Here is a 26,763-nt window from a genome sequence, read left to right as displayed (position 1 = left end):
AGCGCGGCGGCGCGGCCCCGGACCCGTCGGGTGCGGTGTACAGGACGCGACCGCCCAGCCCCGCCCACCTGATCCGAGGAGCCGGCCCTAGTCGAGGCCCGACACCCTGAAGACCGTCCGGGCCGTCTCGTTGTCGATGCGTTGGCCGACTCGCCGCAGTGCCGTCGTCCCGCACAGCAGGGAGCCGGAGGCCGCGGAGTGGCGGGCGTCCTCGGCGAGGCGGTGCCAGAGGTCGGGGTTGGCCACGAGGACCCGGGGGTCGATCTCGACGCGGTTGCCGAAGGCGTCCCTCAGGAGGAGCCGTTGGGCGACGCCGTCCAGGCAGCGGACCGACACCAGCATGTCCGTCCGTACCCGCCGGGTCCGGCCCAGCCGGCGGGTCTCCAGCCGGCCCGCGCCCGCGGTGACCCGGGCCGGAACCAGGACGACGTAGAGCAGCGCGGCGAGGGCGAGCCAGAGGAGGCCGCGCCACGCGGTGAGGGTGCCGGCGCCGGCGTCGACCACGAGGAGCAGGGCCAGCAGGCCGGCCGCGCAGCGGACCGAGGTGTGCAGCTCGGACCTCCACCGGCGATCGGACACCTCAGGGGCGGGCGGCCGCAGAGGAGTACCGGAGACGTCCGGGCGCGCTTCGTCGCGGTGGGCCATGCGGCCGACGGTAGACAGCGCCCGCGGCCGGGAAATGCGCGTTGACGGGACTCTGACGGGTCGTCCGGCGTTCTTGACGCCCTTGAAACGGGTCACCGTGACCGCCCACCCGTCAGGGCCGCGTCAAGGTCGGCGGGTTCGGCGCGAAGAAAGCGCAAGGAGCGGGCGGTGGCCGGGCGTTCGGGACAGAACCTGACTGCACCGCGGGGCCCTTGCGGCGCGCGGCCGAGAAGCCCGTACGAAGGATACGAAGGAGCAGTCATCCATGTCCGTAACCACGGCCGAACGGGACGCCGTCCCGGCAGACGGAGAGCCCCCGGACTCCGGTGAGCGCCACCGCCTCACCGCCGTCACCGGCCTGGCCGCGCTGTCCCTGGACGCGATGGCGTCGGTGGCGTACGGCCCGGAGGCGATCGTGCTCGTGCTGGCCGCCGCGGGCGCGCACGGGCTGGGCTTCACGCTGCCGGTGACGCTGGCCATCGCGGGCCTGCTGGCGGTGCTCGTCGCCTCGTACCGGCAGGTGATCGCGGCCTTCCCGGACGGCGGCGGCTCGTACGCGGTCGCCAAGCGGCACCTGGGCGCGCGCACCAGCCTGGTCGCGGCGGGTTCCCTCGTCCTGGACTACGTGCTCAACGTGGCCGTCGCCGTCACGGCGGGCGTGGCCGCGCTCACCTCCGCGTTCCCGGCGCTGTACGCGGACCGGCTGTGGCTGTGCCTGGCCGTCCTGGTGCTGATCACCGGGGTGAACCTGCGCGGCATCGTGGAGTCGGCGAAGGCGTTCATCGTGCCGACCGTGATCTTCGTGGGCTCGATCCTCGTGCTCATCGGGGTGGGTCTGTTCCGCTCCGCGCCGGTCAGTACCGAGGCCGCCGCGGGCCATGCCTCCGTACTGTCGGACAATGCCACCACCGTGGGCGCCCTGCTTCTGCTGAAAGCTTTCGCCTCGGGGTGTTCCGCGCTTACCGGCGTCGAGGCGATAGCCAACGCCGTCCCCTCCTTCCGGGTGCCGCGCGCCCGGCGCGCCCAGCACGCGGAGGTCGCCCTCGGCGCCGTCCTCGGTCTGATGCTGATCGGCCTGTCCGTACTGATCTCCAGGTTCCATCTCCAGCCGGTCGAGGGTGTCACCGTCCTCGCCCAGCTCACGGACGCCTCCCTCGGCCACAACTGGGCGTTCTACGTCATCCAGTTCGCGACGACGGTCCTGCTCGCCCTGTCGGCCAACACGTCCTTCGGCGGGCTGCCCGTGCTGCTCAAGCTGCTGGCCCGCGACAACTACCTGCCGCACGTCTTCGCGCTGAAGGCCGACCGCCAGGTGCACCGGCACGGGGTGCTCACCCTCGCCCTGGTCTCGGCTGCGCTCCTCGTCTTCTCCGGCGGCGACACCAACACCCTCGTGCCGCTCTTCGCGATCGGCGTCTTCGTCGGCTTCACCGTCGCCCAGGTGGGCATGGTCCGGCACTGGCACACCGGGCGCGGACCGGGTTGGCGCGGCAAGGCGCTGCTCAACGGCTTCGGAGGGGTCCTCACCGGCGCCGCCGCCGTCGTCGTCACCGCGACGAAGTTCGAGGAGGGCGCCTGGCTGATAGTGATCGCCCTGCCGCTGCTGGTGGTGGCCTTCGAGACGGTCCACCGCGCCTACACGCGCATCGGCGGGCGGCTCGGTCTGGGGCTCATCCCCGAGGCCCCGCACCGCGACCGCTCGGTGGTGGTCGTGCCGGTGTCCTCGCTGTCCCGGCTCACCTCCGAGGCCCTCACCGCCGCCGCCTCCCTCGGCGACGAGGTCAGGGCGGTCACCGTCAGCTACCCCGACCCGGAGGACCGGGCCGCGCTGCACACGCTGGAGCGGGCCTGGGCGCAGTGGGACCCCGGCGTCCCGCTGATCCGGCTCACCTGCGAGCGCCGCACACTGGGCCGCCCCATCGCCGCCTACGTCCGTGAGGTGGCCGCCACCGAACCCGCCACCCGGGTCACGGTGCTCATCGCGGAGACCGAGCCGGACCGCCTCTGGCAGCGGCTGCTCCAGAACCAGCGCGGGGCCGTCGTCGCGCACGCCGTGCGGCGGGAGACGGACGCGGTGATCTGCCGGCTGCGGTTCCGGCTGTCCTGATCCTCGCCTTGAGCCGGACGGCGCCGCGGAGATGCGGGGCGCGACAGGCCCCGTAAGAGTCGCGTCAAAGCCGTGTGTGCCGCCGTAAGGGACCCGTCAACAGGAGCCGGATCCAGCCAGAGAAACGGTTTCCTCTAATCGTCCCCGTCCCATTCGAACCATTCCAGGAGCTCACGATGGCCGATGTGGCCTTCGTAGTCATCACGATCGCGCTCTTCGCGCTGGTGGCTCTCGTCGCCAAGGGGGTGACGAAGCTGTGACCCTCGAAAACGTTGTCGGCCTGGTCGTGGCCGTCGCCCTGCTGGGCTATCTCGTCCTCGCCCTGATCTTCCCGGAGAGGTTCTGAGCGCAGACATGGGTCCCGTACTTGCCGGCGTTCTCCAGCTGCTCGCGCTCATCGGCGCGCTGGCCGTCGTTCATGTCCCCCTCGGCACCTACATGGCCAGGGTCTACTCCTCCGACAGGCACTGGCGTGTGGAGAAGTGGATCTACAAGGGCATCGGAGCCGACCCCGACACCGAGATGCGCTGGCCCGCGTATCTGCGCGGCGTGCTCGCCTTCTCGGTCGTCGGCATCCTCTTCCTCTATCTGCTCCAGCGGATCCAGGGCATCCTGCCCGGCTCGCTGGACTTCGCCTCGATCGACCCGGACCAGGCGTTCAACACCGCCGTGTCCTTCGTGACCAACACCAACTGGCAGTCGTACTACGGCGAGCAGGCCATGGGCCACGTCGTGCAGACCGGCGGCCTCGCGGTGCAGAACTTCGTCTCGGCGGCCGTCGGCATGGCCGTCGCCGTCGCCCTGGTCCGCGGGTTCGCCCGCTCCCGCACCGGTGAGCTCGGCAACTTCTGGGCCGACCTGGTCCGCGGCACGATCCGGATCCTGGTGCCGCTGGCCGCGGTGGCGGCCGTGGTGCTCGTGGCGTGCGGTGTCATCCAGAACTTCTCCGGCATCCACGAGGTCGGCCAGTTCTTCGGCGGACAGCAGCAGTGGAACGGCGGGGCCGTGGCCTCGCAGGAGGCCATCAAGGAGCTGGGCACCAACGGCGGCGGCTACTTCAACGCCAACAGCGCCCACCCCTTCGAGAACCCGACGCCGTTCTCGAACCTGTTCGAGATCTTCCTGATCCTGGTCATCCCGTTCTCGATCACCCGCACCTTCGGTGTGATGGTCGGCTCGGTCAAGCAGGGCTACGCGATCCTCGCGACCATGGCGACCATCTGGGTCGGCTTCGTCGCCCTGATGATGTGGACCGAGTTCACCCACCACGGCCCCGCCTTCGAGCTGGCCCGCGGCGCCTACGAGGGCAAGGAGGTCCGGTTCGGCGTCGGCGGCTCGTCGATCTTCGCCGTGTCGACCACCCTCACCTCGACCGGCGCGGTCGACTCCTTCCACTCGTCCTTCACCGGACTCGGCGGCGGGATCACCATGCTCGGCATGATGCTGGGCGAGATCGCGCCCGGTGGTGTCGGTTCCGGCCTCTACGGCATGCTGATCATGGCGATCATCGCCGTGTTCATCGCCGGGCTGATGGTCGGCCGTACGCCCGAGTACCTGGGCAAGAAGATCGGCACCCGTGAGATCAAGCTCGCGGCCTGCTACATCCTCATCACGCCGGCGCTGGTCCTGATCCTGACCGCGTGCGCGATGGCCCTGCCCACGCCGGGCGACTCGATGACCAACAGCGGGGCGCACGGCTTCTCCGAGATCCTGTACGCCTACACGTCCGCCGCCAACAACAACGGCTCGGCCTTCGCCGGTCTGAACGCGGACACGCAGTGGTTCAACAGCACACTCGGCATCGCGATGCTGCTCGGCCGGTTCCTGCCGATGGTGTTCGTGCTGGCCCTGGCCGGCTCGCTCGCCCAGCAGAAGCCGGTCCCGGAGACCGCGGGCACCCTGCGCACCGACAAGCCGCTCTACGCGGGCCTGCTCGTCGGCACGATCATCATCGTCACCGGTCTCACGTACTTCCCGGCGCTGGCGCTGGGTCCGCTGGCCGAGGGGCTGGCGTGATGACCACCCGTATCCAGAAGCAAGAGGACTCGATGTCCACAGCCACTCCGACCCGGGCGCCGCACAGCGATGTACCCACCGGGCACAAGTCCCCCGAGGGCCGTGTCGGCGCGGGTCTCTTCGATCCGAAGCAGCTGGTCAGGTCGCTGCCGGACGCCTTCCGCAAGCTCGACCCGCGGGTGATGGTCAAGTCGCCCGTGATGTTCGTGGTGTGGATCGGGTCGATCCTGACGACCGTCTTCTCCTTCAGGGACCCGGGCGACTGGTTCGGCTGGGCGATCAGCGCCTGGCTGTGGCTCACGGTGGTCTTCGCCAACCTGGCGGAGGCCGTCGCCGAGGGCCGGGGCAAGGCGCAGGCCGACACCCTGCGCAAGGCGAAGACGGACACGGTCGCGCGGCGGCTCGTGGGCGCGCGCGAGGAGCAGGTGCCCGGCACCGACCTCAGGATCGGCGACCTGGTCGTCTGCGAGGCCGGCGACATCATCCCCGGCGACGGCGACGTCGTCGAGGGCGTCGCCTCGGTCGACGAGTCGGCGATCACCGGCGAGTCGGCCCCCGTCATCCGCGAGTCCGGCGGCGACCGCTCGGCCGTCACCGGCGGTACGAAGGTGCTGTCCGACCGGATCGTCATCAAGATCACGACGAAGCCCGGCGAGACCTTCATCGACCGGATGATCGCCCTCGTCGAGGGCGCGGCCCGGCAGAAGACGCCGAACGAGATCGCGCTCAACATCCTGCTGGCGTCGCTGACGATCGTCTTCCTGCTGGCCTGCGCCACGCTGCCGCCGCTGGCGGACTACGCGGGCACGGACCTGTCCCTGGTCGTACTGGTCGCCCTGCTGGTCTGTCTGATCCCGACCACGATCGGCGCCCTGCTCTCCGCGATCGGTATCGCCGGCATGGACCGGCTGGTGCAGCGCAACGTGCTCGCGATGTCGGGCCGTGCGGTCGAGGCCGCCGGTGACGTCTCCACCCTGCTGCTCGACAAGACTGGCACGATCACGCTCGGCAACCGTCAGGCCGCCGAGTTCGTGCCGGTGACCGGGACCACCGAGGCCGAGGTCGCCGACGCCGCCCAGCTCTCCTCGCTGGCCGACGAGACGCCCGAGGGCCGGTCCATCGTTGTGCTCGCCAAGGAGCGGTACGGGCTGCGCGAGCGGCACCAGGGGGAGCTGGCGGGCGCCGAGTGGATCGCCTTCACCGCCCAGACCCGCATGTCGGGTGTGGACGTCGACGGGCGCAGGATCCGCAAGGGCGCGGCCGGTTCGGTGATCGCCTGGGTCCGCGAGGAGGGCGGCACGATCGCGGACGACGCGGACACCACCGCCAACCGCATCTCCGAAGCCGGCGGCACCCCGCTGCTGGTCGCCGTCAAGGACGGCCGGGGCGCGCGTGTCCTCGGTGTCATCCACCTCAAGGACGTCGTCAAGGACGGGATGCGGGAGCGGTTCGAGGAACTGCGCCGCATGGGCATCAAGACCGTCATGATCACGGGTGACAACCCGCTGACCGCCCGGGCGATCGCCGACGAGGCGGGCGTGGACGACTTCCTCGCGGAGGCCACGCCCGAGGACAAGATGGCGCTCATCAAGCGGGAGCAGGCCGGCGGCAAGCTGGTCGCGATGACCGGTGACGGCACCAACGACGCTCCGGCGCTGGCACAGGCCGACGTGGGCGTGGCCATGAACACCGGTACCTCGGCGGCCAAGGAGGCCGGGAACATGGTGGACCTGGACTCCAACCCCACCAAGCTCATCGAGATCGTCGAGATCGGCAAGCAACTGCTGATCACCCGGGGCGCGTTGACCACGTTCTCCATCGCCAACGACGTCGCGAAGTACTTCGCGATCATCCCGGCGCTGTTCGCGGCGGTCTACCCGGGCCTGGACAAGCTCAACGTCATGGGCCTGTCCTCGCCGGACTCCGCGATCCTGTCGGCCGTCGTCTTCAACGCGCTGATCATCATCGCGCTGGTGCCGCTCTCCCTGCGGGGTGTGCAGTACCGGCCGGTCAGCGCCGACCGGCTGCTCCGGCGCAATCTCGGGATCTACGGCCTCGGCGGGCTGATCGCGCCCTTCGTCGGCATCAAGATCATCGACCTGCTCATCTCACTCATCCCGGGAATCGGCTGATCGCCATGAACAACTCCGTATCGAACACCGCCCGGTTGCTCGGGGCGGGCCTGCGGGCCCTCCTTGTGCTGACCCTGGTGACGGGCGTGATCTACCCGCTGGTGCTGACCGGCGTCGCCCAGGGACTGTTCCACAACAAGGCGAACGGCTCGGAGATCTCCTCGGACGGCAGGGTCGTCGGCTCCTCCCTGATCGGGCAGAACTACAACCTGCCGCTCAAGGAGGGCCAGGACACACCGGCGGCGGACCTGAAGTGGTTCCAGGGGCGCCCGCAGAACGGGCTCGGCACCAACAGCGTCAACACCGGGTACAAGCTCATCCTCTCCGGCGCCACCAACCGCTCCGGGGACAACGAAGAGCTGATCCAGTGGGTGAAGGACGCCAAGGCCGCCGTGATCAAGGACAACTCCGTCCCCGGTCACCCGGTCACGCCGTCCCAGGTGCCCGCCGACGCGGTGACCTCCTCCGGTTCCGGCCTGGACCCCGACATCTCGCCCGACTACGCCGACCTCCAGGTCCAGCGGGTCGCCGAGCGCAACGACGTGCCGGTCGCCGAGGTGCGGAAGCTCGTCGACGAGCACACCGACGGCCGCACCCTCGGCTTCATCGGCGAGCCGCGGGTCAACGTCCTCGAACTCAACGTCGCCCTGAAGGACCTCGTGGCGAAGAGCTGACCGTGTCACCCCGCTCCGGTGGGAGCCGGCGGCCCGGACCACACCCCGGTGACGCCGGCTCCCGCAACCGTGCCGCTCCACCACCAGACCGTTGTGCATTCCACCCACCCCGCCACCTCATCACCGGGCCCGGCACGGGTCACCGCTTCGAAGGACGAACATGGCACGCGGCAAGCTGCGGATCTATCTCGGTGCCGCACCGGGCGTCGGCAAGACGTACGCGATGCTGTCCGAGGCCCACCGGCGCGTCGAACGCGGCACCGACTGTGTGGTGGCGTTCGTGGAGCACCACAGCCGGACGCGCACCGAGGTGATGCTGCACGGTCTGGAACAGGTGCCGCGCAGGGAACTCCGTTACCGGGACGCCGACTTCACCGAGATGGACGTCGACGCGGTCCTTGCCCGCAGACCCAGGGTCGCCCTCGTCGACGAGCTGCCGCACACCAACATCCCGGGCTCGCGCAACACCAAGCGCTGGCAGGACGTGGAGGAACTTCTCGCCGCCGGCATCGACGTCATATCGACGGTCAACATCCAGCACCTGGAGTCCCTCGGCGACGTCGTGGAGTCGATCACCGGTGTACGGCAGCAGGAGACCGTGCCGGATGAGGTGGTGCGGCGCGCGGACCAGATCGAGCTGGTCGACATGTCACCGGAGGCGCTGCGGCGCCGGATGGCGCACGGCAACATCTACCAGTCGGACAAGGTCGACGCGGCCCTGTCCAACTACTTCAGACCCGGCAACCTCACCGCCCTGCGGGAGTTGGCGCTGTTGTGGGTCGCCGACCGCGTCGACGAGTACCTCACCGAGTACCGCAGCGAGCACCGCGTCTCGCGGATCTGGGGCTCGCGCGAGCGGATCGTCGTGGGCCTGACCGGCGGGCCCGAGGGCCGGACCCTGATCCGCCGGGCGGCGCGCCTCGCCGAGAAGGGCGCGGGCGGCGAGGTCATGGCCGCGTACATCTCCCGAAGCGACGGACTGACCGGCGCCTCCCCGGAGGAACTCGCCGTCCAGCGGACCCTCGTCGAGGACCTCGGCGGCACCTTCCACCACGTCATCGGCGACAACGTGCCCGAGTCCCTGCTGGACTTCGCGCGAGGTGTCAACGCCACCCAGATCGTCCTCGGTGTGTCCCGCCGCAGAACCTGGCAGTACGTCTTCGGACCCGGCGTCGGCGCCACCGTCGCCCGCGAGTCGGGACCCGACCTCGACGTCCACCTCATCACCCACGACGAGGCAGGCAAGGGGCGCGGGCTGCCCGTGGCCCGGGGGTCGCGGCTCGGCCGGGTCCGGATCGTCCGGGGCTGGCTCGTCGGTGTCCTCGGCCCGGTGCTGCTCACCGCACTGCTGGCCGGGCTCGCCCCGGACGTCGGGCTCGCCAACGACATGCTGCTCTACCTCACCCTGACGGTGGCGGCGGCCCTGCTCGGCGGGCTGCTGCCCGCGCTGGCCTCCGCCGTGGTGGGCTCACTGCTGCTCAACTGGTTCTTCACCCCGCCCGTGCACACCCTGACCATCGCCGACCCCAAGAACATCGTCGCCATCGCGATCTTCGTGGGCGTCGCCGTCTCGGTTGCCTCCGTCGTGGACCTCGCGGCCCGGCGCACCCACCAGGCGGCCCGGCTGCGTGCGGAGTCGGAGATCCTCTCCTTCCTCGCCGGTGACGTGCTGCGCGGCGAGACCAGTCTGGAGGCCCTCCTGGAACGGGTCCGGGAGACCTTCGGCATGGAGTCGGTGGCGCTGCTGGAACGTGAGAGCGACGTGATGCCGTGGACGTGCGCGGGCAGCGTGGGCCCGCGGCCCTGTGTGTCCCCCGACAGTGCCGACGTGGACGTGCCGATCGGCGACCACATGGCGCTCGCGCTGACCGGGCGGGTGCTGCCCGCCGAGGACCGCCGGGTGCTCGCCGCCTTCGCCGCGCAGTCCGCGGTGGTCCTGGACCGGCGCCGGCTGCGCGAGGAGGCCGACCGGGCCCGCACACTCGCCGAGGGCAACCGGATCCGTACGGCACTGCTGGCCGCCGTCAGCCACGACCTGCGCACCCCGCTCGCCGGCATCAAGGCCTCCGTCACCTCCCTGCGGTCCGACGACGTCGAGTGGTCCGAGGAGGACCGGGCGGAACTCCTGGAGGCCATCGAGGAGGGCGCGGACCGGCTCGACCACCTGGTCGGGAACCTGCTCGACATGTCCCGCCTCCAGACCGGCACCGTCACGCCGATCATCCGGGAGATCGACCTCGACGAGGTGGTCCCCATGGCGCTCGGCGGGGTGCCGCGGGGGAGTGTGGTGCTGGACGTCCCGGAGACCCTGCCGATGGTCGCCGTCGACAAGGGGCTGCTGGAGCGGGTGGTCGCCAACGTGGTCGAGAACGCGGTGAAGTACAGCACCGACACCCCGGTCTCCGTGTCGGCCAGCGCCCTCGGCGAACGGGTCGAGGTCCGGGTCGTGGACCGCGGCCCCGGTGTCCCCGACGACGCCAAGGAACGTATCTTCGAGCCCTTCCAGCGCCACGGGGACGCCCCGCGCGGCGCGGGTGTCGGGCTCGGCCTCGCGGTCGCCCGCGGTTTCGCCGAGGCCATGGCCGGCACGCTCACCGCCGAGGACACGCCCGGCGGCGGCCTGACGATGGTCCTCAGCCTGCGGACCGCTCCGGGACGGGCTCCGGGGGAGCCGGAGGCGTGGAGCGCGGTGATGTCGTAGTCGGTCTCCGACTACGTGGACTCCCGCAGCATCAGCCTGCCGTGCACCACCAGTTCGTCGCGGCTGAGGCCGCCGCTGCTGGTGAGCAGGCGCGCCGCCTGTTCGACGGCCAGCGCGCCCAGCTCGCGGGTGTCCAGGGCGACCGTGGTCAGCGGGGGTTCGACCAGGGAGCCCAGCTGGAGGCCGTCGAAGCCGATCACGGCGAGGTCCTTAGGGACCTGGCGTCCGAGGCGGCGGGCGGCGCGCAGGGCGCCTATCGCGATGATGTCGTTGAAGGTGAAGACGGCGGTGACGTCGGGATGCCGGGCGAGCAGGTCCTTCAGCGCGCTCTCCCCGCCCTCCACGCTCTGGTCGGCGCGGCACACCGCGTCGGCGGCCAGACCGCAGGCCTCCATCCCGGACGCGAACCAGTCGTGGCGGCTGCTCGGCGCGGACCGGCCCGCGTGATCGAGCATGCCGATCCGCCGGTGCCCCGCGTCGACCAGATGCCGGATCGCGGAGCCGACGCCCTGCTCGCCGTCGATCCGGATCGCGCTGAACCGTTCGGAACGGTGGTCCCGGTCTATCAGCACCACCGGCATGCCCCGGGTCAGCCGGTCGATGTCGTCCTCGGCCAGGCTCATGTACCCGACGACCGCGTCCACCTGGGAGGCGACCATCTCCAGGGTGCCCCGCTCCTCCTCCACCCGGTCACCGGTGTCGTACACGACGACGTGCCAGCCGCGGGCCCGTGCCGCGTCCAGGGAGGCGGCGGCGACCTCGGTGAAGAACGGGTTGAGCAGATCGGGGATCATCAGCCCGACGGTGATCGTGTCCTGCCGGACCAGGCCCCGGGCGAACCGGCTCGGCCGGTATCCCAGGGAGTGGGCGGCGTCCAGGACACGCTGCTTGGTGGCGGCACCGATCTCGCCCTTGTCGTTGAGCGCCCGCGACACGGTCTGCCGGGACACGCCGACGGTCCGGGCCACATCGTCGATGGTCACCTTGCGGGGGCCGGTCGCGGACGACGACATCCTTCACCTCTGCGTGTTGTCGGCGCGAGCGCGCCGGAAAGGGACACCGAGTATGCCCCGGGCCGTTGTTGTGGTGCGACCGCGTGTGCGGCCGCCGGTCGAGCGAGGGATCACGCGCCCCTTCTCCGAGAGCCTTGACACTCGACCCGACCGAAGCGCACACTCCCAATCACTTCACGACAGGTCTCCTGTTACCGCTCCCGTGAGCGCTCACGGTAACGCTCACGTTAGCGCTCACGGTGACATATTCCAACCAGAAGGCATCCGCCTCCAGGTGTCAACGTCGACCCGCCTAGCACCGCTGCTAGTCGTTATCTGGAACGGAAGATATGAGCAGCACAGTCACACGTACTCGCCTCGTCATCGCAGCCGCGGCCGCCGGCGTGGTCGTCCTCGCCGGGTGTTCGTCGTCCGACTCGTCGTCCGACAACGCGTCCGGTGCCTCCTGCGAGCCCAGCAAGGGCAAGGTCACCCTCCAGTACTGGAACACGGTCAACGGCATGGACAAGGTCGTCGACCTCTGGAACAAGGACCACCCGAACATCCAGGTCGAGTCGAAGAACATCTCCAACGACCAGTACGGCGCGATCGGCAACGCCCTGAAGGCCGGCAGCGCTCCGGACCTCGCCCAGGTCGGCTACGACCAGCTGCCCACCCTGCGCTCCCAGGACGCCTTCGTGGACGCCTCGGCGTGCAAGACGGCCGCCGGCACCGAGTCGAAGTTCGTCCCGTGGACCTGGTCGCAGGCCAGCTTCGGCGGTGAAGGGGTGTACGCCCTGCCGCAGGACACGGGCCCGATGGCCATGTACGTACGCACCGACATCTTCAAGAAGTACGACGTACCGATCCCGACGACCTGGGACGAGTACACCACCGCCGCCGAGCAGCTGCACAAGGCGGACCCGAAGCTCACCATGACGTTCTTCGACCCGAACAACGCCGAGTGGTTCAACGGGCTCCTCTGGCAGAACAACGCGAACATGTACAGCTACTCCGACGACAAGTGGCACGTCACCGTCGACTCGGACAAGAGCAAGCAGGTCGCCGACTACTGGCAGAAGCTGATCGACGACAAGCTCGTACGGACCGACCTCGCCAACGGGTCGACGCAGATGTTCGCCGCCTACCAGAACGACCAGATGGCCACCCAGATCGGTGCCGCCTGGGGATACACGGGTATCCGGGACAACCTGCCCGACCAGGCCGGCAAGTGGTCGATCGTGCCGATGCCGACCTGGGGCGCGGGCGGCAACTCCGGTGACTGGGGCGGCTCGACCGTCGCGTTCATGAAGGGCGGCAAGCACCTCTACGAGGCCGCCGAGTTCAACACGTGGCTGAACACCGACCCCGAGGCGCTCGCCCTGGCGAACGAGGTGGGCGGTCTGTACCCGGCGTCCACCGAGGGCCTGAAGCTTCCGGCGCTGACCAAGGGTGTGCCGTACTACAACAACGAGAAGATCTTCGACGTCTTCGCCGAGTCGTCCAAGAAGGTCGACACCGACTTCAGCTGGGGCCCCACCCAGAAGACGGTGAACCTGGCACTCCAGGACGCGATGGCCAAGGCGGTGGCCGGTGACGGCAAGCTGACCGGCGCCCTCGCCGCCGCCCAGGCCTCCGCGCTGAAGTCGATGGAAGACCTGGCGATCCCGGCCACGGCGGGCAAGTGACCGGAAGATGACCGACATCGCCACCCGCCCCACCGACGCGGTGTCACCACCGCCCCGGGGCCGCCGCCGTCCACGTCTGGACGGCAGCGGCCCCCGGGCCGGCACCATCGTCGCGTTCCTGACGCCGTTCTTCCTGCCGTTCGTCCTCTTCTACCTGGTGCCCGTCGGCTACGCGCTCTGGCAGAGCTTCCGCGTGGTCCGCCGCTCCGGCGGACAGTACGGCACCTCGTACACGACGTTCGGCGGCTTCGAGCAGTACGTCGAGGTGTTCCAGAACGACGAGTTCTGGGCCAGCATCGGCCGCATCGGCATGTTCGGCATCGTGCAGGTGCCCGTCATGCTGTTCACCGCGCTGATCATGGCCCTGCTCCTCGACACCCATCTGCTGAAGCTCAAGGGGTTCTTCCGCACCGCCGCGTTTATGCCGTACGCGGTGCCCGGCGTCATCGCCGCGATCATGTGGTCGTATCTCTACTCGCCCCAACTCAGCCCGGTCGTCGACCTGTTGAACGGCATCGGACTGAAGCCGGACTTCCTCGGCCCGGGTGCCGTGCTGTGGTCGGCGGCGAACGTGTCGACCTGGCTGTGGACCGGCTACAACATGCTGATCATGTTCTCGGCGTTGCAGTCCATCCCACAGGAGCTCTACGAGGCCGCGCGGATCGACGGGGCCAGCAACTGGGCCATCGCCTGGCGCATCAAGGTCCCGATCATCGCCCCGTCGATCGTCATGACGACGGTGTTCTCGATCATCGGCACCCTCCAGCTCTACTCCGAGCCCGCCGTGCTGCGCCAGATCTCCTCGAACATCTCCAGCACGTTCACCCCGAACATGCTCGCGTACACCGTGGCCGTCGGGAACAACTACCAGCAGGCCGCGGCCATTTCGGTGGTCATCGCCGTCATCACGTTCGTCTTGAGCTTCGGGTTCATGCGACTGACCTCCAAGAGGGCGGGACTGTGAGCAATCGACCCCCTTCGCAGGAAAGCCGTGTGAGTCGTACGGCCGTCATGGCCCTGATGCTCGTACTCGCGATCTACTTCCTGCTGCCGCTGTACTTCCTGATCGTCGCGGCGACCAAACCGCAGGGCGATCTCGCCTCCACCAGCGGCCTGAAGTTCTCCAACTTCCAGCTCTTCGACAACCTGCACACCCTGTTCACCTTCAACGACGGCATCTTCGCCCGCTGGATCCTCAACACCGTCGTCTACGCGGTGCTGGGCGCGGCCGTGGGCACCCTGATCTCGGCGCTGTGCGGCTACGCGCTCGCCAAGTTCCGCTTCCGCGGCCGGGAGTTCCTGTTCTCGGTGATCCTCGGCGGTGTGCTGGTCCCCAGCACCGCGCTCGCTCTGCCGCTGTTCCTGCTGTTCTCCGAAGTCGGGCTCGTCAACACCTACTTCGCGGTCTTCCTGCCGAGCATCGTCAGCCCGTTCGGTGTCTATCTCGCGCGGATCTTCGCGAACGCCGCCGTACCGCAGGAACTCATCGAGTCCGCGCGCCTCGACGGCGCCGGCGAGTTCCGCACGTTCTTCTCGGTGTCGATCAGGCTGATGTCCCCGGCGCTGGTGACCATCTTCCTGTTCCAGTTCGTCGGCATCTGGAACAACTTCTTCCTCCCGATGGTGATGCTCCAGAAGGAAGAGCTCTTCCCGATCACGCTGGGCCTGTTCACCTGGAACGGGCAGACCGCCCGCACCCCGCTCCTCCAGGAGTCCGTGATCATGGGCTCGCTGGTGTCGATCGTGCCCGTGATCATCCTGTTCATCGTTCTCCAGCGGTTCTGGCGCACCGGGCTCGCCGCCGGCTCCCTCAAGTGACCGCCTCCGCCCCCCACCCCGTACAGAAGGTCCGCCCCGCCATGCCCAACTCCGCAGTATTCGTCCCCCACTTCCACTGGGACCGGGAGTGGTACGAGCCGTTCCAGGTCTTCCGGCACCGGCTCGTGACCGCTCTCGACACCGTCCTGGAGACGGCGGAGGCGAACCCCGACTTCCGGTTCACCGTCGACGGCCAGATGGCCGCGGTCGAGGACTACCTGGAGATGCGTCCGGAGAACACCGAACGGGTCGTGGCCCTGGTCCGCGAGGGCCGGCTCGCGATCGGCCCGTGGCTGATCCTGCTCGACGAGTTCCTGTGCTCCGGCGAGACCATCGTGCGCAACCTCCGGATGGGGTGGGCGGCGGCGGAACGGCTCGGCGGCGCCATGCCCGTCGGCTATCTGCCGGACATGTTCGGCCACGTCGCGCAGATGCCGCAGATCCTGGCCCGCGCCGGGATCGAGCACGCCGCACTGTGGCGCGGGGTGCCCGGCTCGGTCGAGGGACACGCCTTCAACTGGCGCGCCCCCGACGGCTCCGAAGTCCGTACGGAGTTCCTCTTCGACGGCTACGACAACGGTCTGGACGTCCTGCTGGTGCCCGACCAGATCGGCCGCGCCCTGGGCGACTACGCGCAGATGACCGCCGAGCGGTGGGGCGGCGATCCCGTACTCGCCATGGCGGGCACCGACCACAACGCGCCCGACCCGCAGCTCGCCGCCTGGCTCCGCAAGGCGTCCGGCGCCGAACTGCCCATCACCGTCGCGACACTCGACGAGTACATCCGGGGACACGTGCGCGACGAGGTGACCTCCGTCGTCACCGGTGAGCTGCGCAGCCATGTGCGGGGCAACATCCTGCCGGGTGTGCTGTCCGTACGGCTCGGGCTCAAGCAGCGGATGGCCCTCGCCGAGCGGACCGTCGACCACGCCGAGCGGGTCAACGCGCTCTGGTCGGGGCGCGACGACTCGAACTTCCTCGCCCTCGCCTGGCACAAGATCATCGAGTCGACCGCGCACGACTCCGTGGTCGGCTCCGGCACCGACGAGACCTGCGACCAGGTCGCGGCGCGCCTCGCCGAGGCCGCGCAGACGGCCCGCGCCGTACGGGACGCGGCGCTCGCCGAGCCCGCCGCCCGGGTGCCGAGCGACGCCTACCTGGTGGCCAACCCGCTGCCCTTCGCGCGCACGGCTCTGGTCGAGGTGGATGTCGTCGCCCCGCAGACGGGGACCGCGCTCGTCGCCACTGCCGCCGACGGCTCGATCCACCCCGTCCAGCTGATCTCCGAGGACCCGACCGTCCTCAGCGACGAGCGGATGGACGCCTCGCAGCTCGAACGGGTACTGCGCCGCATCCACCGCCGTGAGCTGTTCGGGCTGCTGATCGACCGCTACGAACTCACGCCGGGCTCCCTGGTTTTCCACCTCGCCGAGGTGCCCGCCGAAGGACCGTTCGACCTGCTGATCCTGCGTCGCGAGGTCGCCGCCGCGGCGGCCGCGCACCCGGGGGAGTGGCAGGTACGGACACTGGCCGAGGCACGCGCCACCGCGCTCGTACCCGTAAGGGTGCCCGCCTCCGGCCTGACCAGCGTCCGGGTGTCGGCCGCCGGCGAGACCGCCGTTCCCGCGCCGGAGCTCGCACCGGCCACGGCCACCGTGATGCCGTCGGCGGACGCCCTGTCGAACGGCCTGGTCGAGGTCGTGGTCGCCGACGACGGCACCCTGACCGTGACCGGCGCGGACGGCACCGTCCTGCCGGGCGTGGGCCGGCTCGTCGACGGCGGTGACCGGGGCGACAGCTACAACTACGCGCCGCCCGCCGGTGACGTACTCGTCTCCGAGCCGACCCTGGTCACCGTCGAACTCCTGGAGAAGGGCCCACTGCGCTCCCGGCTGCGCGTCACCCGTGTCTACGAGTGGCCCGAGGCGCTCGCCGCCGACCGTGACGTACGCGGCGACACCACCGTCCCGACCCCGGTGGAGACGCTGGTCGAACTGCGCACGGGCGAGCCCTTCGTACGGATCTCCACGTCCTTCCTGAACCGGTCCGCCGACCACCGGCTGCGCTTCCACGTGCCGCTGCCCCGGCCCGTGACCACGTCCGCGTCCGCCGGCCAGTTCGCCGTCACCGAGCGCGGACTGACGGCGGAGGGCGGCTGGGGCGAGTACCCGCTTCCCACCTTCCCGGCGAGCACCTTCGTGACGGCCGGGCCGGCCACCGTGCTCCTCGACCACTCCAGCGAGTACGAACTCGTCGACGACGGCTCGGCGCTGGCCCTCACCCTGCTGCGCGCGATCGGCTCGATCAGCGTCAACATCCACCCCCTGCGCGACGAGCCCGCGGCGAGCGAGATCCCCGCCCCGGGCGCGCAGGACCTCGGTATGCGCATCGAGAACCGGCTCGCCGTCCTGCCGTCGGCGACCGGCTGGCAGGACGCCGACGCGGTCGCCCTCGCCGAGGAGTTCCGCAACGACGTACTCGTCACGCGCGGTACCGCGCCCGCCGCGGGCGCCCTGCCGGCCGACGAGAGCGGTGTGCGGGTCGACGGCAAGGACGTCTTCGTCTCCAGCGTCCGCCGAGTCCCCGCCGAGGCGGGCGACGGTGTCGAGGGCGTCGACGGCGTCGGCGGCGTCGAGGTTCGGCTGGTCGCGATGAGCGACACCGCAACGACCGCCCGGCTGACGGGCGCCTTCACCGAGGCCACCACCGTCGACCTGCTCGGCCGCCCCCTGTCCACCGCACCGGCCGAGGACGGTCTCGCACTCGACCTCGCCCCCTGGGAGATCCGCACGGTCGTGCTCAGGCGGCGCCCCACGGACCGTACGGACCGGCCGTGACCGACCCCCACCCCCGGCACGGCACGGGCGACGTCCACTGAGCCCCCACGAAGAAAGACGTGACCTCTTGCTCTCCGAGCTCTCCGCACATGTTTCGGACCCGGCACCGGCGCGCGGCGCAGTGCGCCCGGCGCGCTCGTGGCTGCACTCCGACGCCGGTTCCCTCTCCCTCAACGGCCCCTGGCGGTTCCGGCTGTCCCCCACGGCGTCGGTGGCGGCGGACTTCGCGGCCGAGGACTTCACCGACGACGGCTGGGACACCATCCCGGTCCCCTCGCACTGGGTGCTGGAAGGCGACGGCGCCTACGGCCGGCCCATCTACACCAACATCCAGTACCCGTTCCCGATCGACCCGCCGCACGTCCCGGACGAGAACCCCACCGGCGACTACCGCCGGCACTTCGCCCTGCCCGACGGCCGGCCCGAGGCCGAGCGGATCGTGCTGCGGTTCGACGGCGTCGAGTCGCTCTTCAAGGTGTGGGTCAACGGCACGGAGATCGGCACCGCCGCCGGCAGCCGGCTCGCCCACGAGTTCGACGTGACGGACGCCGTGCGTCCCGGTGACAACGTCGTCGCGGTCCGGGTCCACCAGTGGTCCGCGGCCAGCTATGTCGAGGACCAGGACCAGTGGTGGCTCCCCGGGATCTTCCGTGACGTCACCCTGCTCGCCCGCCCCGCAGGCGGCATCGAGGACGTCTGGCTCAGGACCGGATACACCGCCGGACAGGGCAGCGTCGACCCCGAGGTCACCGCCGACGCCACGGCCTTCCCCGTCACCCTGCGGATCCCCGAACTCGGCGTCGAGCGGGTCTGGACCACGGCCGCCGAGGTCACCCCGTTCGACGTGACCGGCGCCGAACCCTGGTCCGCCGAACGACCGCGCCTGTACGAGGCCACGGTGTCCTCCGCCACGGAGACCGTCACCCTGCGGGTCGGCTTCCGCACGGTCGAGATCCGCGGCGACCAGTTCCTCGTCAACGGCCGCCGAGTCGTCTTCCACGGTGTGAACCGCCACGAGGCACACCCCGAGCGCGGCCGGGTCTTCGACGAGCGCCACGCCCGCGAGGACCTCGCCCGGATGAAGCGGTTCAACGTCAACGCGATCCGCACCAGCCACTACCCCCCGCACCCACGGCTCCTCGACCTCGCCGACGAACTCGGCTTCTGGGTGATCCTGGAATGCGACCTGGAGACCCACGGCTTCGACCAGGTGGACTGGGTCGGCAACCCCAGCGACGACCCGGCGTGGCGCCCCGCCTACCTCGACCGCATCCAGCGCACGGTCGAGCGGGACAAGAACCACCCCAGCATCGTCATCTGGTCGCTCGGCAACGAGGCGGGCACCGGCGCCAACCTCGCCGCGATGTCGGCATGGGTCCACGCCCGCGACGCCGAACGCCCCGTGCACTACGAGGGCGACCACACGGGCGAGTACACCGACGTCTACTCCCGTATGTACCCGACGATCCCGGAGACCGAGCGGATCGGCACCGACGACCCGACGACCACCCTGCTGGACTGCACACCCGCGCAGAGCGCCCGCCAGCGCGGCAAGCCGTTCCTGCTCTGCGAGTACGCCCACGCCATGGGCAACGGACCGGGCGCGTTCGACCAGTACGAGGAACTCGTGCACCGGTACCCGCGGCTGCACGGCGGCTTCGTCTGGGAGTGGCGTGACCACGGCATCCTGACCACGGCCCCCGACGGAACGCCGTACCACGCCTACGGCGGCGACTTCGGCGAGGTCGTGCACGACGGCAACTTCGTCATGGACGGCATGCTGCTCAGCGACGACGTGCCCACGCCCAGCCTCCACGAGTACAAGGCGGTCGCACAGCCGGTCCGCTTCGAGTTCGACGGCGAGAAGGCCGCGATCACCAACCTGAGGCACTCGGCCGACACCTCGGACCTGCGGTTCCATTGGCGGGTCGAGCACAACGGGGTGGCCGTGGACTCGGGCGAACTGGACGTCCCCGTCGTCTCGGCCGGCGAGTCGGGCTGGGTGACGCTGCCCCGGGTCACGGTGGCCCCGGACGCCGAGACCTGGCTCACGGTCGACGCCGTACTCGCCGAAGGCACCGCCTGGGCGGCCGAGGGGCATGTCGTCGCGACCGTCCAGCACGACCACTCGGATCCGCGCCCGGTCCCACGGGTCCGTCCGCGCACCGACTGGCGGCCCGCCGACGGCACGCTGGCCCTCGGCATCGCCGAGTTCACGGGCGGGTCGCTGACCCGGCTCGCCGGGCGCGCGGTGACCGGACCGCGCCTGGAGCTGTTCCGCGCCCCGACCGACAACGACGAGGGGCCGGGGGACAACACCGAGGGCAGCGACGACAGCGTCGCCGGGGTCTCCGCCGCCGACCTGTGGCGGCGCCAGGGCCTCGACCGGCTCACGGCACGGCGGGTCACGGTCGAGCAGGCGGCGGACGCGCTGCGTACCGTCGACAAGGTCTCCGCCGCGCACTCCGCCCTGTCCGTCACGGTCGAGACCTTGTGGACGGTCGAGGACGGCGAACTCGAACTGCGGGTGGAGATCGAGCCGTCGAGCGGCTGGCGGACCGTCTGGCCCAGGATCGGCGTCCACTTCGCCCTGCCCGACGGCACGGCGCCGGTCGACGGCGCCGAGTGGTTCGGCCTGGGCCCGTTCGAGTCCTACCCGGACAGTCTCCACGCGGCACGCACCGGCCAGTTCGCGGCGGCCGTCGGCGACCTCGCGGTCGACTACGCGCGCCCCCAGGAGACCGGGCACCGCTCCGGGCTGCGCCACGTGACGCTGACCAGTGGCGCGGAGCGGGTGCTGCGGATCACCGCGCTGCCCGACACGCAGGGGCGGCGGCCCGGGTTCACGCTCGGTCGCCACACGCCTCAGGAGATCGCCGGGGCCCGGCACCCGTTCGAGCTGCCCGGCTCGACGACCAGTCATCTGATCGTCGACGCGGCGCAGCACGGGCTGGGGTCCCGGGCCTGCGGGCCGGACGTGTGGCCGGAGTTCGCGCTGCGGCCGGAGGCGCGGACGATCCGGCTGCGGATAGCGGGGGCCGGTCGATGACGTGAACGCCGGGCTGCGGGGCGCTCGCGCGACGCAGCCCGGCGTGTCAGGGTGCCGCCGTGCCCACGGCTACGGGGGATATGGGTCAGCCGGCCTTTGCCTGGGCCGAGATTCCTCCGTCGACCGGCATCGCCACACCGGTGACGAAGGACGCGCGGGGGCTGCACAGCCAGGCCGCCGCCTCCGCGATCTCCCGCGGCTCCGCCATCCGCTTCTGGATCTGCGGGGCGATGAACGCCTGCTCCAGATGCGGGAACTGCCGTACGGCACCGTCGATCATCTCGCTGCGGGTCGTGCCGACCACCAGCGCGTTCACGCGGATGCCCTTGTCCCCGTACTCGGCCGCCGAGGCTCGGGTGATGCCGAGGACGGCATGCTTGGCGGCGACGTAGGGCACGGACGCGCCCGTCGCGTAACGGCCCGCCGTACTGCTGGTGTTGACGATGGAACCGCCCCTGCCCGACGCCAGCATGACGGGCAGCTGGTGCTTCATGCAGTTCCAGACGCCCCGGACGTTGACGTCCATGGTGTGGTCGTAGACCTCGTCGTCGGTCTCGTGGAGCGACGCCTCCACGGTGGCGTAACCGGCGTTGTTGAAGGCGCAGTCGAGGCTGCCGAAGTGCTCCACGGCCGCCTCGACGACCTGGCGCACGTCGTCGGAGCGTGTGACGTCGCCCGGCACGGCCAGTGCCCGGCCGCCCGCGCCGGTGATCTCCTCGGCGAGGGTGTGCAGCCGGTCCTTGCGGCGCGCCATCAGGACGACGGCGGCGCCCTCTTGCGCGAACAGCCGTGCGGCGGCCTCGCCGATACCGCTCGACGCACCCGTGATCATCGCCACCCGGCCCGCCAACAGGCCTTCGTGGCTCCCCTGTGTGATCTTCTGATCGGTCATCGGGCGAGCATACGTCGAGAGGTCGGCGCCGGGCCGGGAGACTGCCGGGGCTTCAGTCCCCGCCGGCGCCACTGCTCAGGCGGCCGGCGTCCAGTCGTAGCCCCCATGCGTTGCGGCGGCGCACCGCGGCGAGTTGTGCCTCCAGCGGTGACGGCGGGATCGCGAGGACCGGGCAGGTGGCGTGGGTCAGGCAGTAGCGGCCGACCGAGCGGGAGAACGCCCGGTGCCAGTGGCTGCGCCGGCCCGCGCCCACGACCAGGACGTCGTTCTCGCGGTCGGCCGTCCGTACGAGGGCCGTGCCGGGGAGGCCGCGGGCCACGAGCGCGTTCATCGGGACGCCGGGTCCCCGGTCACCGAAGGCGTCGTGCAGCGCGGTCAGCAGACGGTCCGCGGCCAGCCGCCGCCACTCGTCGAGCAGGACGCAGGGCGCGGGGGAGCGGCGGGTGCCCAGCTCACCGCCGGGCGGTTCCCAGGCCAGGACCGGCCAGAGTTCGGCGTCGCGGCGCCGGGCCTCGTCCGCCGCACGGCACAGAGCGGTGAGACTCCCCAGGGAACCGCTCACCCCCACCACGACCCGCTGGCCGGCTGAGAGGCTCGGACCGGACATCGCGCCACCGTTCGTCCCTCACGGCGGCGGGCCCCGCGCCCGCCGACGGCCCTTTCGCGGGCACGTCCCATCTCACTCCCGCCCAGGGTCCCTCGAACAGTCCGCGAGCCGCTTCTTGGCGCACCTCTAGCGGTCGTCCGGCGCCCCGCCCGCCGCGCTGACCACACACCACCGCGCGACTACACACAGTTACTGTCCCGGAAAGCGCGTCGGGGCCGAAGCGCGTACGCGTTCCGGCCCCTCATGTCTCCGGGCGGTGGTCGGGTCCGCCCGGTCCGGCTCAGGCCGCCGACACCACCAGGGGGCGGTGCGGCGCGATGATCCGGCCGTCGGGCAGGAGCTCACCGGTGTCCTCGAACAGCAGGATGCCGTTGCACAGCAGGCTCCAGCCCTGTTCCGGGTGGTGCGCCATGAGGCGGGCGGATTCCCGGTCGGCGGAGTCGGCTGACGGGCACGGTGGCTTGTGCTGGCACATTGTGGGGATCTTTCGCTCTGTCGTGAGGTGAGTGGTGGCTGAGTTGTCTGTACCGCGGCTTGAAGCGTCGTTCATGGCCGCCCCCCGTTGTGATTAGTCGGTCCGAACCCAGTGTTGCCCCACGGGCGTCAATCCGCAGGGATTTAGCAGCACCGCTTCTCACAGGTTGAGGACGCATCACCCGGCCGGACGGTTCAGTTCAACTTCACTGCCCTTTTGGGTGGTTCGTGCTGGCCGGATGGGGCTAGTCCGCCCGGTCGGGCACCGGGAAAGGCTCGTACGAGCATTAATTCGCTCGTACGAGCGTGCAGGTTGCTGTGAATGCGCTCGTGCGGGCACGAGTGGTGGCTGTGAAAAGCGCCGTACCCCGCCACCGTATTTCGGTGGCGGGGTACGGAATGGTGCGGCGCGCACGTGAAACGGGTCTCCGGTGTGCCGAAAGGGGGCAGAGGCGTGCCGGGACGCCGAAAAGGGATCAGGCGGGCGAGCCCAGCAAGGGAATTCGAGTGGCCCGGTGGGTCAGCACCGGGAGCAACTCGGCGACCCGGTGCGGACGGTGGGCCGCGATGCCGGGTGGCGCGGGCGCGAGCGGCACCAGCAGGTCGGTGGCGGCGGGGTGGCCGGCCGCCGCGTCGGCGCCGCGGTCGCCGTGCAGCCAGAGCGTCAGCATGTAGAGGCTGGGTACGGAGAGCAGTCGCGGCTGGTACGCCCCCGGGAGGGACTCGGCCTGCCGCAGGGCGCGCTCGGTGGCGGCGACGTAGGGGCCCTCGAAGAAGCGGGAGAACGCCCAGCCGTCGGCGGTCAGCATGGTGTCGGCCGCGGCCACGGCACGACCGGCGCTGTGGATCAGGAACCGCCAGCCGGCCAGGCGGGTGGTGGACTCGCCGGGTGCCGTGACCCGGTCCAGGACATGGACGGGCAGCGGTAGTTCGGCGGTCACGGGTCCCTCGGCGGTGCGCAGGGAGGGGGTTCGGGCCTCGCGGACCGCGGTCGGAGAACCGAGGGCCGTCAGGACGGTACGAAGGGCTGGTGCGGGAGCCGGCGGGACATGCAGCGGCATGGTGGGTCGCCTCTCATTCGACAGGCATGGTGGCGCGAGGGCGGGGGCGGACGGCGCTGTCTGCTCACGAGGCCAGAGAGGCGGGGGTCGGGGTCCGGCACGGGGGACGTGGGTGGGAACCCGTACACGTCGAGTCGACCGCGGGATCCCGGGGACCGCTGGCGCCAGCCTTCTGCCTTGCTCGCGGAGTTTATACGACCACTGTTCCGGCGGTGTTTCGGCTAGCCGTTTCCGGGCACAGGGACAAGGGCCGTTTCGGTCGCGGATACGGGCTGTACATCCCGTTTTCCCGGCGGTGCGGCGGCGATGACCTCGGGATGTGTTCGTCGTGTGGTGGGCCAATTCCCATCGGTGTTTTTCACGAGTTCCTGAGGTTGTTGAAACCGCATATGCCGGTTGCCCGCGGAATGTGCCGCCGGTCACCACGGCCGAGATGACCAGAGTAGCGGGAGCGGGGTTCGCGGCGCGGCGTTATGGATCGCCCGGGCTGGGCATCATCCACCCTGACCCGGAGGCCGGCGGCCGTGGGTTCGGTCCGCCCATGCGAGGAAGGACGCTTACATGGGGGAGAAGGTCGTGGCAGGCGGGATCGGTCTGTCCGATCGGCACAGCTACCGGGACAAGCTCCGGAGGTGCCTCACGGGCCTGGAGCGACTTCTGGCGGAGAAGCGGTTCGACCGCCCCAAGAACCTGATGGGGCTGGAGATCGAATTGAATCTCGTCGGTGCCGACGGGCAGCCGAGAATGTTGAACGCGCAAGTCCTGGAACGGATCGCGAGCCGGGATTTCCAAACAGAACTCGCCATGTTCAACCTGGAAGTCAACATCGCCCCCCACCGCTTGGCGGGGCAAGTTTTCGACCGGCTTGCCGAGGAGGTCCGCACGTCACTGGCGTACGCGGACCGTAAATCCCGGGAGGTCGATGCCGGAATCGTGATGATCGGTATTCTGCCGACCCTGGACCGGGACGACCTGGTCTCCTCCAACCTCTCCGAGGTGGACCGCTACACCCTGCTCAACGACCAGATCGTCGCCGCCCGCGGCGAGGACTTCACCCTCGACATCGAGGGGGTGGAGCACCTGGTGTGCACCTCCCGGTCGATCGCGCCGGAGGCCGCCTGCACCTCCGTACAGCTGCATCTCCAGGTCACACCGGCCCGGTTCGCCGACGTGTGGAACGCGGCGCAGGTCGCCTGCGGGCCGCAGATCGCCGTCGGCGCCAACTCGCCGTTCCTGTTCGGCCGTGAGCTGTGGCGCGAGTCCCGGCCGCCGCTCTTCCTCCAGTCCACGGACACCCGCCCGGCGGAGCTGCGGGCCCAGGGCGTACGGCCGCGCACCTGGTTCGGCGAACGCTGGATCTCCTCCGCGTACGACCTCTTCGAGGAGAACGCGCGCTACTTCCCCGCGATCCTGCCGATCTGCGACGACGAGGAGCCGCTGGAGGTGCTCGACGCGGGCGGCATCCCCAAACTCTCCGAACTCGTCCTGCACAACGGGACCGTCTACCGCTGGAACCGCCCCGTCTACGGCATCGCCGACGGCGTCCCGCATCTGCGCGTCGAGAACCGCGTGCTGCCCGCCGGACCCACCGTCACCGACGTCCTCGCCAACGCCGCCTTCTACTACGGTCTGGTGCGCGCCCTCGCCGAGGAGTCCCGGCCGATCTGGACCCGGCTGCCCTTCGAGGCGGCCGCCGCCAACTTCGACGCCGCCTGCCGCCACGGCATCGAGGCCCGCTTCCGCTGGCCCCGGCGCGGACGGTACGGCGGGACGGTCGAGGTCGACGCGGTGAGCCTCGTACGCGACGAACTCCTGCCGCTCGCCGCCGCCGGTCTCGACGCGTGGGGCATCGAGGCGGCCGACCGGGACTTCTACCTCGGTGTCATCGAGGAGCGCTGCCGGCGCCGGGTCAACGGGGCGTCCTGGCAGGTCGCGACCTTCCACCGGGGGCTGGAGGCCGGGATGCCACGGGACGCCGCCTTCGCCGCCACCACCCGCCGCTACTGCGAGCTCAACCGGATCGGCGAGCCGGTGCACACCTGGCCGGTCGGGCTGCCGGAGCCGGCGCCGACGGGCTGACACCGGCGGGCCGACACTCAGGGCGCCGCCGGGGCCCCGGGGTGACCCGGGGCAGCCGTTCCTCAGGTTCATGGGGCAAGCTGTGATCTCCCATGACACGACCACGGGAGGAACGTGTGCAGGCGGAGGACAGTCCGGCGGCCGGGGCTCAGCCGGAGGAGCGGCTCTCGCGGGGGACCCTGCGCAACGAGACACTGCTGGTCCTCGCCCTGTCGCTGGGCGCCAGCGGGGTATCCGCGCTCATCAGCTTCATCGGCTCGGTCACCAGGCCCGGCGGTCTGAAGGACCAGGCGGCCACCCTCAACTCCTCGGCCGCGCCCGGCCGCCCCTGGCTGGACCTGGCCTGGCAGCTGTTCGGGATCAGCACCGCGCTCGTACCGGTCGCGCTGGTCGCGCACCTTCTGCTGCGCGAGGGCGGCAGCCTGCGCAGCCTCGGCTTCGACCGCAGCCGCCCCTGGCCCGACCTCGGACGCGGTGCCGTGATCGCCGCGGTGATCGGCAGCACCGGCATCGCCTTCTACCTCGCCGCCCGGGGCCTCGGCTTCAACCTCACCGTGGTGCCGGAGGACCTGCCCGACGTCTGGTGGAAGTACCCCGTCCTGATCCTCTCGGCCATCCAGAACTCGGTCCTCGAAGAGGTCATCGTCGTCGGCTATCTGCTGCGCCGGCTCGACCAGCTGGGCTGGTCCGCGAACGCCTCGATGGCGGCCAGTTCCGTGCTGCGCGGCTCGTACCACCTCTACCAGGGCATCGGCGGCTTCGTCGGCAACATGGCGATGGGCCTCGTCTTCGTCTACCTGTACCGGCGCTGGGGCCGCGTGGGCCCGCTCGTCGTGGCCCACTCCCTCCTCGACATCGGGGCGTTCGTCGGATACGCGCTGCTGGCGGGGAAGGTGGGGTGGCTGCCGACGGCGTGACGCGAGCCGTGCGACGGCTGTGCCGCGGCCGTGCGGCAGCTGTGCCGCGGCTGTGCGGCGGCGACCGTCACCAG

19 protein-coding genes are annotated in these 26,763 nt (G+C 70.6%); 13 read left to right on the top strand and 6 right to left on the bottom strand.

Annotated elements, in window-relative coordinates; all coding sequences use genetic code 11:
• Nucleotides 1-87: 87 nt before the first annotated feature.
• The gene (locus tag ACIQAC_RS33870; RefSeq protein WP_402197988.1) at nt 88-645 is read right to left on the bottom strand and encodes a hypothetical protein; all 558 of its coding nucleotides are present in this window, start codon (nt 643-645) and stop codon (nt 88-90) included.
• Nucleotides 646-910: 265 nt separating this feature from the next.
• Between ACIQAC_RS33870 and ACIQAC_RS33865 the strand changes: the two genes are divergently transcribed.
• The 6 genes from ACIQAC_RS33865 (at nt 911) to ACIQAC_RS33840 (ending at nt 10,275) form a co-directional block, all read left to right on the top strand.
• Nucleotides 911-2,752 carry an APC family permease gene (locus ACIQAC_RS33865; RefSeq protein WP_402197986.1) on the top strand — a complete coding sequence of 614 codons (1,842 nt, stop codon included), beginning with the start codon at nt 911-913 and terminating at the stop codon, nt 2,750-2,752.
• 256 nt (nt 2,753-3,008) lie between these two features.
• Nucleotides 3,009-3,098 carry a K(+)-transporting ATPase subunit F gene (gene kdpF, locus ACIQAC_RS33860; RefSeq protein ID WP_402197983.1) on the top strand — a complete coding sequence of 30 codons (90 nt, stop codon included), beginning with the start codon at nt 3,009-3,011 and terminating at the stop codon, nt 3,096-3,098.
• Nucleotides 3,099-3,106: 8 nt separating this feature from the next.
• Nucleotides 3,107-4,768 (top strand): potassium-transporting ATPase subunit KdpA, encoded by a 1,662-nt coding sequence (gene kdpA / locus ACIQAC_RS33855; protein ID WP_402197981.1) that lies wholly within the window; start codon nt 3,107-3,109, stop codon nt 4,766-4,768.
• Nucleotides 4,768-6,900 carry a potassium-transporting ATPase subunit KdpB gene (gene kdpB, locus ACIQAC_RS33850; RefSeq protein WP_402197980.1) on the top strand — a complete coding sequence of 711 codons (2,133 nt, stop codon included), beginning with the start codon at nt 4,768-4,770 and terminating at the stop codon, nt 6,898-6,900. The genes kdpA and kdpB overlap by 1 nt, the downstream gene beginning before the upstream one ends.
• A gap of 5 nt (nt 6,901-6,905) precedes the next feature.
• Entirely contained in the window at nt 6,906-7,574 is a 669-nt protein-coding gene (locus ACIQAC_RS33845) for a potassium-transporting ATPase subunit C (RefSeq protein WP_402197978.1), read from the top strand.
• Nucleotides 7,575-7,734: 160 nt separating this feature from the next.
• Nucleotides 7,735-10,275, top strand: coding sequence for a DUF4118 domain-containing protein (locus ACIQAC_RS33840; protein ID WP_402197976.1), 2,541 nt, complete (start codon nt 7,735-7,737; stop codon nt 10,273-10,275).
• 11 nt (nt 10,276-10,286) lie between these two features.
• Here ACIQAC_RS33840 and ACIQAC_RS33835 read toward each other — a convergent pair whose 3' ends face one another.
• Nucleotides 10,287-11,288: a LacI family DNA-binding transcriptional regulator gene (locus ACIQAC_RS33835; protein ID WP_402197975.1), complete on the bottom strand. Its 1,002-nt coding sequence runs from the start codon at nt 11,286-11,288 to the stop codon at nt 10,287-10,289.
• A gap of 329 nt (nt 11,289-11,617) precedes the next feature.
• Between ACIQAC_RS33835 and ACIQAC_RS33830 the strand changes: the two genes are divergently transcribed.
• From ACIQAC_RS33830 to ACIQAC_RS33810, 5 genes are all read left to right on the top strand, one after another.
• Nucleotides 11,618-12,955 carry an ABC transporter substrate-binding protein gene (locus ACIQAC_RS33830; RefSeq protein ID WP_402197973.1) on the top strand — a complete coding sequence of 446 codons (1,338 nt, stop codon included), beginning with the start codon at nt 11,618-11,620 and terminating at the stop codon, nt 12,953-12,955.
• Between the two features lie 7 nt (nt 12,956-12,962).
• The gene (locus ACIQAC_RS33825) at nt 12,963-13,919 is read left to right on the top strand and encodes a carbohydrate ABC transporter permease (protein ID WP_402197970.1); all 957 of its coding nucleotides are present in this window, start codon (nt 12,963-12,965) and stop codon (nt 13,917-13,919) included.
• 47 nt (nt 13,920-13,966) lie between these two features.
• Entirely contained in the window at nt 13,967-14,773 is an 807-nt protein-coding gene (locus tag ACIQAC_RS33820; protein WP_402198031.1) for a carbohydrate ABC transporter permease, read from the top strand.
• A gap of 41 nt (nt 14,774-14,814) precedes the next feature.
• Nucleotides 14,815-17,610 (top strand): alpha-mannosidase, encoded by a 2,796-nt coding sequence (locus tag ACIQAC_RS33815; RefSeq protein WP_402197969.1) that lies wholly within the window; start codon nt 14,815-14,817, stop codon nt 17,608-17,610.
• Nucleotides 17,611-17,677: 67 nt separating this feature from the next.
• A complete protein-coding gene (locus tag ACIQAC_RS33810) occupies nt 17,678-20,659 on the top strand; it encodes a glycoside hydrolase family 2 TIM barrel-domain containing protein (RefSeq protein ID WP_402197966.1) in 2,982 nt (993 codons plus the stop codon).
• Nucleotides 20,660-20,744: 85 nt separating this feature from the next.
• Here ACIQAC_RS33810 and ACIQAC_RS33805 read toward each other — a convergent pair whose 3' ends face one another.
• The 4 genes from ACIQAC_RS33805 to ACIQAC_RS33790 form a co-directional block, all read right to left on the bottom strand.
• The gene (locus tag ACIQAC_RS33805) at nt 20,745-21,551 is read right to left on the bottom strand and encodes an SDR family NAD(P)-dependent oxidoreductase (protein WP_402197963.1); all 807 of its coding nucleotides are present in this window, start codon (nt 21,549-21,551) and stop codon (nt 20,745-20,747) included.
• A gap of 52 nt (nt 21,552-21,603) precedes the next feature.
• Nucleotides 21,604-22,158, bottom strand: a complete 555-nt coding sequence (locus tag ACIQAC_RS33800; RefSeq protein ID WP_402197961.1) for a universal stress protein — start codon at nt 22,156-22,158, stop codon at nt 21,604-21,606.
• Nucleotides 22,159-22,438: 280 nt separating this feature from the next.
• Nucleotides 22,439-22,633 carry a DUF5999 family protein gene (locus tag ACIQAC_RS33795; protein WP_402197959.1) on the bottom strand — a complete coding sequence of 65 codons (195 nt, stop codon included), beginning with the start codon at nt 22,631-22,633 and terminating at the stop codon, nt 22,439-22,441.
• Nucleotides 22,634-23,108: 475 nt separating this feature from the next.
• On the bottom strand, nt 23,109-23,693 hold the full coding sequence (locus ACIQAC_RS33790) for a hypothetical protein (RefSeq protein ID WP_402197956.1): 585 nt from the start codon (nt 23,691-23,693) through the stop codon (nt 23,109-23,111).
• Between the two features lie 561 nt (nt 23,694-24,254).
• Between ACIQAC_RS33790 and ACIQAC_RS33785 the strand changes: the two genes are divergently transcribed.
• Together ACIQAC_RS33785 and ACIQAC_RS33780 are read left to right on the top strand one after the other, a co-directional pair.
• Entirely contained in the window at nt 24,255-25,772 is a 1,518-nt protein-coding gene (locus ACIQAC_RS33785) for a glutamate--cysteine ligase (RefSeq protein WP_402197953.1), read from the top strand.
• A 92-nt stretch (nt 25,773-25,864) separates the two neighbouring features.
• Nucleotides 25,865-26,689: a CPBP family intramembrane glutamic endopeptidase gene (locus ACIQAC_RS33780; RefSeq protein WP_402197951.1), complete on the top strand. Its 825-nt coding sequence runs from the start codon at nt 25,865-25,867 to the stop codon at nt 26,687-26,689.
• Nucleotides 26,690-26,763 lie beyond the last annotated feature (74 nt).

Source organism: Streptomyces sp. NPDC088387 (assembly GCF_044753385.1).
In the GTDB taxonomy this organism is placed as follows: domain Bacteria; phylum Actinomycetota; class Actinomycetes; order Streptomycetales; family Streptomycetaceae; genus Streptomyces.
Note: the sequence above shows the minus strand (reverse complement) of the source record. Positions and strands in the feature narration are given on the sequence as shown.